The 11,152-nt window shown below is 51.7% G+C and carries 13 protein-coding genes and 1 tRNA gene; 4 read left to right on the forward strand and 10 right to left on the reverse strand.

Annotated features, from left to right (window positions below; all coding sequences use genetic code 11):
- Positions 1-413 precede the first annotated feature (413 nt).
- The gene (locus Q3O12_RS04845; protein WP_301669590.1) at positions 414-857 is read right to left on the reverse strand and encodes a pilin; all 444 of its coding nucleotides are present in this window, start codon (positions 855-857) and stop codon (positions 414-416) included.
- A 584-nt stretch (positions 858-1,441) separates the two neighbouring features.
- On the opposite strand from Q3O12_RS04845, the gene Q3O12_RS04850 reads away from it, so the two are divergent.
- Positions 1,442-1,606 carry a hypothetical protein gene (locus tag Q3O12_RS04850; RefSeq protein WP_301669591.1) on the forward strand — a complete coding sequence of 55 codons (165 nt, stop codon included), beginning with the start codon at positions 1,442-1,444 and terminating at the stop codon, positions 1,604-1,606.
- 68 nt (positions 1,607-1,674) lie between these two features.
- Here the strand turns inward: Q3O12_RS04850 and Q3O12_RS04855 are convergent, their stop codons facing one another.
- The 3 genes from Q3O12_RS04855 to katA all read right to left on the reverse strand — a co-directional run bounded on the left by Q3O12_RS04855 (position 1,675) and on the right by katA (position 3,946).
- Positions 1,675-1,956, reverse strand: coding sequence for a hypothetical protein (locus Q3O12_RS04855; protein ID WP_301669592.1), 282 nt, complete (start codon positions 1,954-1,956; stop codon positions 1,675-1,677).
- Positions 1,957-2,167: 211 nt separating this feature from the next.
- Positions 2,168-2,356 carry a hypothetical protein gene (locus Q3O12_RS04860; RefSeq protein ID WP_301669593.1) on the reverse strand — a complete coding sequence of 63 codons (189 nt, stop codon included), beginning with the start codon at positions 2,354-2,356 and terminating at the stop codon, positions 2,168-2,170.
- A 75-nt stretch (positions 2,357-2,431) separates the two neighbouring features.
- Complete coding sequence (gene katA / locus Q3O12_RS04865) at positions 2,432-3,946, reverse strand: catalase KatA (RefSeq protein ID WP_301669594.1); 1,515 nt, start codon at positions 3,944-3,946, stop codon at positions 2,432-2,434.
- Positions 3,947-4,293: 347 nt separating this feature from the next.
- On the opposite strand from katA, the gene rpoN reads away from it, so the two are divergent.
- Positions 4,294-5,637 (forward strand): RNA polymerase factor sigma-54, encoded by a 1,344-nt coding sequence (gene rpoN / locus Q3O12_RS04870; RefSeq protein ID WP_301669595.1) that lies wholly within the window; start codon positions 4,294-4,296, stop codon positions 5,635-5,637.
- A 74-nt stretch (positions 5,638-5,711) separates the two neighbouring features.
- Positions 5,712-6,005: a ribosome hibernation-promoting factor, HPF/YfiA family gene (gene hpf / locus Q3O12_RS04875; RefSeq protein ID WP_301669596.1), complete on the forward strand. Its 294-nt coding sequence runs from the start codon at positions 5,712-5,714 to the stop codon at positions 6,003-6,005.
- 189 nt (positions 6,006-6,194) lie between these two features.
- Here the strand turns inward: hpf and Q3O12_RS04880 are convergent, their stop codons facing one another.
- The 6 genes from Q3O12_RS04880 to Q3O12_RS04905 all read right to left on the reverse strand — a co-directional run bounded on the left by Q3O12_RS04880 (position 6,195) and on the right by Q3O12_RS04905 (position 9,842).
- The gene (locus tag Q3O12_RS04880; protein WP_301669597.1) at positions 6,195-6,779 is read right to left on the reverse strand and encodes a DUF4274 domain-containing protein; all 585 of its coding nucleotides are present in this window, start codon (positions 6,777-6,779) and stop codon (positions 6,195-6,197) included.
- A gap of 271 nt (positions 6,780-7,050) precedes the next feature.
- Entirely contained in the window at positions 7,051-7,746 is a 696-nt protein-coding gene (gene murU, locus Q3O12_RS04885; RefSeq protein WP_301669598.1) for an N-acetylmuramate alpha-1-phosphate uridylyltransferase MurU, read from the reverse strand.
- Positions 7,747-7,765: 19 nt separating this feature from the next.
- Complete coding sequence (gene hpaC / locus Q3O12_RS04890) at positions 7,766-8,266, reverse strand: 4-hydroxyphenylacetate 3-monooxygenase, reductase component (RefSeq protein ID WP_301669599.1); 501 nt, start codon at positions 8,264-8,266, stop codon at positions 7,766-7,768.
- A 113-nt stretch (positions 8,267-8,379) separates the two neighbouring features.
- Positions 8,380-8,820: a MarR family adhesin repressor NadR gene (nadR, locus tag Q3O12_RS04895; protein ID WP_061702827.1), complete on the reverse strand. Its 441-nt coding sequence runs from the start codon at positions 8,818-8,820 to the stop codon at positions 8,380-8,382.
- A 340-nt stretch (positions 8,821-9,160) separates the two neighbouring features.
- Entirely contained in the window at positions 9,161-9,670 is a 510-nt protein-coding gene (locus tag Q3O12_RS04900; protein WP_301669600.1) for a protein disulfide oxidoreductase, read from the reverse strand.
- A gap of 96 nt (positions 9,671-9,766) precedes the next feature.
- A tRNA-Lys gene (locus Q3O12_RS04905) sits at positions 9,767-9,842 on the reverse strand.
- Positions 9,843-10,052: 210 nt separating this feature from the next.
- On the opposite strand from Q3O12_RS04905, the gene apbC reads away from it, so the two are divergent.
- Positions 10,053-11,132, forward strand: coding sequence for an iron-sulfur cluster carrier protein ApbC (gene apbC, locus Q3O12_RS04910; protein WP_301669601.1), 1,080 nt, complete (start codon positions 10,053-10,055; stop codon positions 11,130-11,132).
- The last annotated feature ends 20 nt before the right edge of the window (positions 11,133-11,152 follow it).

Genomic DNA, 11,152 nt, shown 5'->3' on the forward strand with positions numbered 1-11,152 from the left:
TCCCCTTTTTAACCCGACGGGCGGAAACCTGTATTATTCCTTGTTTTCAGGGCGTGTGGGAGGATTTTTAGGGGATTTGCAGGGAAATGTGTAGGGCGGATAAGTAGGGCGGGTGTGTAGGCTGTAGGGTGGGCGTAGGGTGTTTCGTAGGGTGGGCTTCAGCCCACCATTCCGCCAATCCAACCATTCCCACCAACCCAAACCAACCATTCCGCCAATCCCCGCCGAAACCCGCCGAATCCCAACGGTTCGCCAAAAATCCTTGATGTGGTGGAGTTGGTTGGGTTGGTGGAATGGTGGGCTGAAGCCCACCCTACAGCCCACCCTACGGCGGCAAAGGGGAATAGAAAATGCCGCCCGAGCGGTTCGGGCGGCATTTGTTTTCACGGCCAGGTCAAACCCGGTCATTGTCATTATTTGCGGCAGGAAGACGGCAGGAATTTGTTGTCCACAGTACCTGCTTTACAAGTCCACTCGAACGAACCGCTGTTTTGTTTACCCTCCAAAACCAAGGTTTTTCCTGAAATGTCTTTGTTCACACCGGAAGTGTTCATGGTGGAGGTAATTGTGGCACTGGTTGCGCTGCCAGAAACTTCTACCTTGTTCACATACTTACCTTTAATCGTAGAGGCAGTAGCAATACCTGCGGAAGTATTGTTGGCAGGGAACGTGCCGTTGTCGGAATAATACTCGACCACTGCGGCTTTTTGACCTTCTGCCAAAGTCAGGGCTTCGGACATTTGGGCGCGCGCGGTGTAGTCTTGGTATGCGGGCAGGGCGACGGCTGCCAAGATACCGACGATGGCGATGACGATCATCAGCTCGATCAGGGTGAAACCTTTTTGGATTGCTTTCATTTGGATGACTCCTGTTTGAAAATGTTTAAGTTTGATTGAAAATCTGCGGTATCTGCCGCAAACGTAAACCCGTAATGTATTTGACCGATGGTTTTTTTGGTTCGGCTTGCCTTCTTACAAGCAAGCGGCGTGCCAAAAACGGGTTCGGCTCGGCATTTTACAGAATATTTTTTTATTTGTCTGTTTGGTATGGGTATTTTTTTATATCAACGCGGCGCGGCTTGCGGCGGAATAATGCGGCGGGCTGACGTTTTTTGTCAGTTGTAACAATTTTTGTCAGTTTCGGGCTGACATTTTTTGTCAGATTGGGATTTTGGGAGGGGGATTGGCGGAGCCGGCGGAGTGACGGAAACCCGTATCCCGTCATTCCCGCAAAAGTGGGAATCTAGAAACTCAAAGTTGCAAGAATTTATTAGAAATGGCTGAAACTCAACGAACCTAGATTCCCGCCTGCGCGGGAATGACGCGGAAAAGTGGGTTGTAGGGCAGGTTGTAGGGTGGGCTTCAGCCCACCAATCCGACAAATCCGACAAATCCGACAATCTTACCTGTGCCGTTACGCGCCGCCTTGTACCGACAAACCGATGCCGTCTGAAAACGGCGGAAATGATGGGATTAGCGGATTGGCTTGTTTGGGTTGGGTTCGGTTGGTGGAATGGTGGGGTTGGTGGGCTGAAGCCCACCCTACGTCCACCCTATCGCCCGTCCTATGCATCTACCTTACACATCCGCCTTATGTGAATACCTAAACCGTCATTCCCGCGCAGGCGGGAATCCAGACCTGTCGGCACGGAAACTTATGGGGAAAAAGGTTTCCTTAGATTTTACGTTCTAGATTCCCACTTTCGTGGGAATGACGGGATTTTGGTTTCCGTGCGGATGGATTCGTCATTCCCGCGCAGGCGGGAATCCAGGTCTGTCGGCACGGAAACTTATCGGGGAAAAAGGTTTCTTTAGATTTTACGTTCTGGATTCCCACTTTCGTGGGAATGACGCGGAAAAGTGGGTTGGTGGGATTGGTGGAGTTGGTGGGAATGGTGGGCTGTAGGGTGGGCTTCAGCCCACCGCCTCCGCCGCCTCCGCCGCCTTCAGACGGCATCGGTTTGCCGGTACCGGTAAGATTGGCGGATTGATGGGGTTGGTGGGAGTGGTGGAGTTGGTGGGCTGAAGCCCACCCTACGCCCACCTTACAGCCCATTCTACAGTCCGATACGGCTTACTGAATCGTCAGAAATACCTAAACCGTCATTCCCGCGCAGGCGGGAATCCAGACCTGTCGGCACGGAAACTTATGGGGAAAAACGGTTTCTTTAGATTTGACGTTCTAGATTCCCACTTTCGTGGGAATGACGCGGAAAAGTTTTCGTGCCGGTTTGAACCGGTGGGGATGGCGCGGGAATGACGGGATATTTTGTGTTTAATAAAAAACGCCCGCCGAAGCGGCAAAGGCGGACGGGGAAATGCCGTCTGAAACGGTCAAACGACGTTTCAGACGGCATTTTTATGCCCGGTTATTTCCGGTAGCGGACGGCGCGGGACAGGATTTCTTCAATTTCCATCCACATAATGCCCCCTTACAGCAAACCGGCCTGACCCAGTGCGGGATCGGTCTCGCGGGCGGCTTGTGCGTCTTCGACAGTCAGTCCGAGGGCTTTTGCCACGCCTTCACCGTATGCCGGATCGCAACGGTAGCAGTTGCGGATATGGCGGTATTTGATGAAGTCGGGCGCATCGCCCATGGCGGCGGCGGTGTTGCCGAACAAAGCCTGTTTCTGCTCATCGTTCATCAGGTTGAACAAGGCACGCGGTTGGCTGAAGTAGTCGTCATCGTCTTGGCGGTAGTCCCAGTGTGCCGCGTCGCCGTTGATTTTCAAAGGCGGTTCGGCGAAGTCGGATTGTTGCTGCCATTGGCCGAAGCTGTTGGGTTCGTAGTGCGGCAGGCTGCCGTAGTTGCCGTCGGCGCGGCCTTGGCCGTCGCGCTGGTTGCTGTGAACAGGGCAACGCGGACGGTTGACGGGGATTTGGCGGAAGTTCACGCCCAAGCGGTAGCGTTGCGCGTCAGCGTAATTGAACAAACGCGCCTGCAGCATTTTGTCGGGGCTGGCACCGACACCGGGAACAAGGTTGCTCGGTGCGAAGGCGGATTGTTCCACATCGGCGAAGAAGTTTTCGGGATTGTGGTTCAACTCGAATTCGCCCACTTCAATCAGCGGATAGTCTTTTTTCGGCCAAACTTTGGTCAAGTCAAACGGATGATAAGGTACTTTTTCCGCATCGGCTTCAGGCATCACTTGGATGTACATCGTCCATTTCGGGAAGTCGCCGCGTTCGATGGCTTCGTACAGGTCGCGCTGGTGGCTTTCGCGGTCTTCGGCGATGATTTTGGCGGCTTCTTCGTTGGTCAGGTTTTTAATGCCTTGTTGGGTGCGGAAGTGGAATTTCACCCAGAAACGTTCGCCCGCTTCGTTCCAGAAGCTGTAAGTATGCGAACCGAAGCCGTGCATATGGCGGTAGCCGGCGGGGATGCCCCGGTCGCTCATGACGATGGTCACTTGGTGCAGGGCTTCGGGCAGCAGCGTCCAGAAGTCCCAGTTGTTTGTTGCGGAACGCATATTGGTGCGCGGGTCGCGTTTGACGGCCTTGTTCAGGTCAGGGAATTTACGCGGATCGCGTAGGAAGAACACGGGCGTGTTGTTGCCGACCACATCCCAGTTGCCTTCTTCGGTATAGAACTTCAGCGCAAAACCGCGGATGTCGCGTTCCGCATCGGCTGCGCCGCGCTCGCCTGCCACGGTGGTGAAACGGGCGAACATCTCGGTTTTTTTGCCGACTTCGCTGAAGATTTTGGCGCGAGTGTATTGGGTGATATCGTGTGTTACGGTAAACGTACCGAACGCGCCCGAACCTTTGGCGTGCATACGGCGTTCGGGGATGACTTCGCGCACGAAGTCGGCGAGTTTTTCATTCAGCCACAAATCCTGCGCCAGCAGGGGGCCGCGCGGGCCGGCGGTTAGGCTGTTTTGATTGTCGGCAACAGGCGCGCCGTTGTTCATGGTCAGATGGGTTACAGGGCATTTGGAGGTAGTCATCGCTCTTGTTCCTTTTCTCAGGTTGGTCAAATGGGGGTAAACGGCTTACAGTACGATTTGGCAGAAAGCGTATTCGTAACTGGTTTCTTGATTGCAATAAATTTCTTGAATCGACATTTTGTTTTCCTTTTATTTAAACTATGAAAGCAACTATACACCAAGATTTTCGCTATTAAAACTATGAAATCGATTTAATATTGTTATAAGCAATCGGTTTTTGATTTCCGTTTGTTTTTTGTTATCGAACGGAATCCGAACCCGCTCATTAAAACCATTTATAATGCAATGACGCTTTGCGGCATTTTTTGCGCCGACAGACTGAAAATAACAATTTCCCCCACATTATCATGACCTTACTCGGAATAAAGCTCAAACAGACCCAGCAGCTCAACCAGCGGCTGCAACAATCTTTGCGCGTATTGCAGATGTCGGGTATCGAACTTGAACGCGAGGTCGAAAACTGGCTGTCGGACAATCCCCTGCTCGAACGCAAAGACACGGATGAATTTTCCGATGCCGAGTTCAGCCATTACACTGCGCCTGCCCGTCAAATCGGCGGAGACGAAGGCGAAGATATGCTGTCCAACATTGCCGGCGAAGAAGATTTCAAGCAATACCTGCATGCGCAAGTATGCGAACACCCGCTTTCCGATCAAGAATCCGCCTGCGTCCACATCCTTATCGATTTCCTTGACGAGCAGGGCTACCTGACCGACAGCATCGAAGACATCCTCGACCATACGCCCTTGGAGTGGATGTTGGATGAAGCAATGCTGAAACAAGCCCTGACCGCATTGAAAAAATTCGACCCGGCAGGCGTGGCTGCCGCCGATTTGAACGAATCGCTGATACTGCAGATAGAAAGATTGGGCGAATGTGCTGCCAAACCCTCCGCCCTGCATATCGTCCGAAACGCCCTCGACAGCATTGACGGCAACCGCAGCCAAACCCTCGCACGAATAAAAAAACGCCTGCCCCAAACCGACAGCGGCACACTCGAAGCCGCACTCGACCTCATTGCTTCGCTCAATCCCTTTCCCGCCGCCGGTTTTGCCTCGTCCACGCCCACGCCGTATATCCGACCCGATGTCTGCGTGGAGGCGGATGGAAACGGCTGGAAGGTGCGCTTCAACGAAGATGCCCAACCCGTCTTGCAACTCAACCGCGAATATTGCGAACTGATGCCGTCTGAAGGCGTTTCCCCCGAATGGAAGGAAAAAATCAGCGAAGCCAGACAGCGTATCGATTCGCTCGAATTGAGGAAGGCAACCGTCGTCCTTCTTGCCGAATACATCGTTAAACATCAGGCAGACTTTTTCACTTTTGGCGAAATCGGACTCGTCCCCCTGCTGATGAAAGATGCCGCCGCCGAATTGGGCGTGGCAGAAAGTACCGTTTCACGAGCCGCCAACCAAAAATATTTGTCTTGCCCGCGCGGAGTGTTTGCGCTACGCTATTTCTTCACGCAGGCAGTTCAAATGGAAGAAGGCAAAGAAGCCGTCAGCCAACACGCCGTTAAAGCCGCACTCTCCCAGCTTGTCGGCAGCGAAGACAAACGCAAGCCCTATTCTGACGAGGCACTCGCCAACCTACTGGCTTTCCGCGGCATGGAGGTTTCCCGCCGCACCATTGCCAAATACAGAGAATCCCTTGAGATTCCGGCAGCACACAAACGCAAAACCGCAGAATAATTTTTCAACACAATGCTACAACCCGTTTTTCCGTTCCGTCGCCGACGGACAGAACCCACCGAAGGAGCTGTATCATGAATCTGAAAATCACCGGTCTGAATTTTGACGTTACCGAAGCCATCAAAAACCACGTTTCCAAGAAACTGGAGCGCATCAACCGCCACGCTTCGGACATCATTTCTATAACTGTAACGCTGTCTGTGGAAAAAGCCGGCCATAAGGCCGAGGCAGACGTACACCTTGCCGGTAAAGACCTGCACGTCGAGTCCGACGGTCAGGACATGTATGCCGCCATCGACACCCTGACAGACAAACTTGACCGCGCCGTATTGAAACACAAAGAAAAAAGCGGCGAAGTCCGCAACTGACCGAATCGGCAAAATGCCGTCTGAAACAGATTTCCGTTTCAGACGGCATTGTTTATCCTGCATAACCAAATATGAAGCAAATCCACCTTATCTTGAACCGGTTTTGATACTCAACTCCATGAACTTTTTAACGATAGCTTAAGGTTATCGTTAAAAGGTATTACCCCGACAAACTGGGATTTATCTTTTTTATTCATCCAAAGCGTTGTAAAGCTTGTCCATAATTACAGAAAGGGCTTCTGGAATTCCTTCATCCCAGTCTGGACTTCCAAGAATTTCACCATCTAACGCCTTAAACATTACTTCTGGTATTTTTGATTTTGCTTTACTATCGTCATATCCTTTTGTCCAATCATGTCCTCCAGAATATAAATCGTTAGTCGGATTAAATGCATAAATTTGATCATTATAAAAATCAGAAAGATAGTTTGTTTCAATGGTATCTAAAATATCATAATCTTCTAAGCCCCATGAATATTTTTCTTCGCATTCTTTTCTGTCCACACAGTTCTCTTTATAAAAATCAGGTGCCATGTACCAGTACAAATAAAGGATTGTGCCTCTGTCAGTATCCGGCTGATCAACTATCCACTGGATTACTTTTTTAGAATTATCAAAGTTCCAACTTATTGCCAATAGCTGTCTTTCTTTCGGAGTATTTTTCTTAAGAAAATCAATAATAAGCTCTGTGCTTAATTTCTCAAATCCATCGTCATCAATTTTGACTTCGTCCCATTCAAAATCGTCATTGAGAATATCACTTATCGTTAACATACTGTACCTCCTAAAATTTCGATTTGTAACTATCTTTTTTTGAACAAATATCTGTCATTTACTATCAGAACCCGTGGAATTATATCGTAATTATTTTAATACACTATTCAATTACCAGCTCTACATAATCCCCATCTTCCTTATTGTATACATGCTTATTTACGATATATACCTCCGCACAACCTGTTCCGAAAACCTTTAAAGATGCAATGCATCAGTTAAGACGGCTGCAATAAGAAAACGGGACGCACATCCGCGTCCCGTTTCCGTTTTACTTCCAAGTCGCTGCAACGGCTTGAGCCTCCTTCAGACGGCATACCGTGCCGACATCCAGCCACAAGCCCGTATGCTTCTGTCCGCTCACGCGGTTTTGCCGCATTTCGTTCCGCAATACGGGCGCGAGTTTTGCCACACTGCCCGCTTCGATTCCGTCAAACATTTCAGGACGGTAAATACCCACACCGCTGAATGTCAATCCGTTGCCGCCGGATACTTCCGACTGTACGCTTCCGTCCGGCAGCAGGGAAAAATCACCGTCGGGATGGTGCGGGGGATTTTCCACCAGCCACAAATGTGCGGAAATATGCTCGGGCAGGGACGATGCCTTCCGGTGCACCGCTGCAAAATCAATATCGGTCAGCACATCGCCATTGACAACCAAAAACGGGGCATCGCCCAACAGCGGCAATGCCCGTGCGATACCGCCTGCCGTTTCCAAACCACCTGCGGGTTCGGGCGAATAGGCGATGTTCACGCCATAAGCCGAGCCGTCGCCCAAAGCATCTTCTATCTGCCGACCCAGCCAAGCGTGGTTGATGACGATTTCGGTAAACCCTGCCTGCTTCAGACGGCATAAGTGCCAACCGATTAGGGGCTTACCCGCCACATCGAGCAGCGGCTTCGGAGTGGTATCGGTCAAAGGGCGCATACGCTCGCCGCGTCCTGCCGCCAGTATCATCGCTTTCATATATATATCTGTCCGAATATCAGTCTAAAGATCTAAACTGCCGTCTGAAATAAAGCAGCGCCGGACGTTTGCCCACGCAATTTTTAATTTCGTCGAGCCTGACGTAAAACACAAAATGCGTGCCGATTTCATGTTGGCCGACAATATGCCCGTGCAGGTGCGCCAACGCGCCCTCTATTTCAAGTTGTCCCGTTTTGCCGCGATGCCAAATATGGTAGGCAAACCGCTCTTCGGGCGACAGGTCGGTCAGCCCGGCAAAATGTTCGGCAACATCCTGATGTTCGTCCGCCAGCGTATTGATGCAGAGGCTGCCGTTTTCCGATAGTATCGGGATGATACGGGCTTTACGGTTGATACACAGCATCACGGTCGGAGGCTCGTCCGTAACCGGTGTAACCGCAGTCATCGTGATGCCGTAACGTCCTGCCGATCCCTCTGTCGTAATGACATGAACACCTGCCGCGCAAGATGCCATCGCATCACGGAACGAAGTTTGAAAAGTTTTCTGCAAATCCGTCATTTTTCCCCTTAAACTGTCCCCTATATAAGAATGCTGCACACAAGGCATCCCCTATGTGCAGCAATCCTGATTCGGAATCCCGCCGTGCGGACGTTTCCGCGCGTTACGGCGTATTACGAGTTCAACGCATCCTCGATTTTGGCAAGCTCTGCCAACAAATCTTTAAGCAGCAGCATTTTCTCGCGGGACAACACTTCTTCGATAGCATCGTAGCGTTCGTCCACTTCTTCGCCGATTTCCTCATACAGCTTCTCGCCCTCGGCAGTCAGCTTCAGATAAACGCGCCGTTGGTCGTTGGAAGGTTTCAGGCGGACGACCAACCCCGCTTTTTCAAGACGGGTCAGGATACCGGTCAGGCTGGGGCGCAAAATGCACGCCTGATTCGCCAAATCTTGAAAGTCCAGCGTGCCGTTTTCCGCCAAAAGACGGATAATCCGCCATTGCTGATCAGTGATATTCGCCTGGTTCAGAATAGGCCTGAATTGGGTCATCAGGGCTTCCCTTGCCTGTATCAGACCGATATTGATAGACGCATGTTTTGATTGGGTAGGCATTGTTTAAGTCTCCAAGTTATCGAAAATCAAACTTTCAAACCGTCAGGAAAGCCTGTGGGCGTAATTTTTGATGCAACCGTTATATAACAAAACGAACATATAGCAACAATACTCTATAAACCGCATCGGACGACTGGGTATAAAAGACTTTAATTCCGATAATCCTATCTAAAAATATTTTAATAGTTATATCTTAATCTATTTTTCCCACAATCACAACAAGGGATTACATCGGCAGGCACACCGGCTCTTTCCCAAAAAACAAAAGCCGCCGCATCCGCCGCGCAAAGCATATGCCGTTTGATTTTCTACACAGCGGAAAGTTTAACAGGAACAAAGGTTAACCGAAAACATCCGCCTGAAAGATTCGTGCACGTAAACCCCAATAGCTGCTGACTCCCGTCGTATAGTGGATCATTTTCCCATTTTTGACCAAAACGACGGCAGGCGTTGCGACAATCCGCCAAGACCTTGCCAAACCCCCGTCCTCATCGTTGACAGTCGGAAAGCCCAAGCCCCGTTTTGCCATATATGCCGCCACTTCGGACGCGCTGCCCGAACGTACCGCCACACCGACGACCGGCACGCCATCGGCCGCCAAATCATCGATTATCGGCGACTGATAACGGCACACGCCACACCAGCTTCCCCAAAAATACACCAGCACCGCCCTATCCCGGCTAAACTGTCCCAAAGTCAGCCGCTGCCCCGACAGCAGGGTCAAAGGCCGCCCTGCCGCCCCGGCAGGTTCGTCGGGCTTGCGTACCCAATCCAAAAACAGCGACACCAGCAAAAACACCAATGCCGTCTGAACAGCAAATTTGATGCCCGAAAGCAGTTTCTTTTTCATACGCCCCCGCAAACTGTACGCCCCCGCAAACTGTACGCCCGCGCAACCTGCAGGCAAACAAAAAAGCCAAGTCCTAAAACTTGGCTTCCGGTTATCTGGTGGGTCGTGAGCGATTCGAACGCTCGACCAACGGATTAAAAGTCCGCTGCTCTACCGACTGAGCTAACGACCCGATAAGGCGTGCATTATACAGCACCATCTTGCCTCGTCAAGCAAATTTTACAGGCTTAATTGCAGACCACTGTTTGCACGGGATATTTTGACAACGGATTTTCACAATCCGCCGCATACCGTGTAAAAGTTCGCACAAGGAAAGGCAAACCGCCCGAAATCAATGTACACTTTCCGCCCGTTTCCCAAACTGCACACAGAAACACACATTATGAACATACAAAACATCCGCACCCTCCTCGACACCGTCGCCGTTCCGAATACGGCACGCACACTCGGCAGCGAAAAGGCCGTCCGCTCGGTCGAACAGCGTTCAGACGGCATCCATATCGCCCTGCATTTCGGCTTCCCTGTCGCGCACATCGCCGCCGCCATCGCCGATTCCGTACAAGAAACCCTGATGCCCGAAACAGGCGACACACACATCCATCTGTCCATGGACACGGAAATCGGCACACATAAAGTCCAACCCGGCGTTACCACCATCAAAGGTGTGAAAAACATCATTGCCGTCGCCTCCGGCAAAGGCGGCGTGGGCAAATCAACAACCACCGCCAACCTTGCCGCCGCAATGGCGCGGATGGGCGCGCGCGTCGGCGTACTCGATGCCGACCTTTACGGTCCGAGCCAGCCCACGATGCTGGGTGTGGACGACCGCAAACCCGATCAGAAAAACCAAAAACTCATTCCCGTCGAATCTTCAGACGGCATACAGGTTATGTCCATCGGCTTTCTCGTCGATACCGACCAAGCCGTCGTCTGGCGCGGCCCGATGGTCAGCCAAGCCTTGCAGCAGCTGATGTTCCAAAGCGAGTGGGACGAAGTGGACTACCTGTTTATCGACCTGCCCCCGGGTACGGGCGACATCCAGCTCACGCTGTCCCAACGCATCCCCGTAACCGGATCGGTCATCGTAACCACGCCGCAGGATATCGCCCTGATAGACGCGCGCAAAGCCGTGGATATGTTCCGAAAAGTCAACATTCCGATTTTGGGCGTATTGGAAAATATGTCCGTCCACATCTGCACCAACTGCGGACACAGCGAAGCCCTGTTCGGCACGGACGGCGGCAAAGATTTAGCCGCACGCCTCAACGTCCCCCTGCTCGGACAGCTTCCCTTAAGCCTGCCCGTGCGCGAAGCAATGGACGGAGGGGCGGCGGCACAACTGTTCGACGAACACCCCTCCATCGCCAAAATCTACACCGATGCCGCATTCCAAATCGCCCTGAGCATTGCCGACAAAGGCAAAGACTTCAGCAGCCGCTTCCCCAAAATCGTCGTCGAATAAAGCCCCGCCCCCGAAACCGC

The organism is Neisseria benedictiae, assembly GCF_958267435.1.
Taxonomy (GTDB): domain Bacteria; phylum Pseudomonadota; class Gammaproteobacteria; order Burkholderiales; family Neisseriaceae; genus Neisseria; species Neisseria bergeri.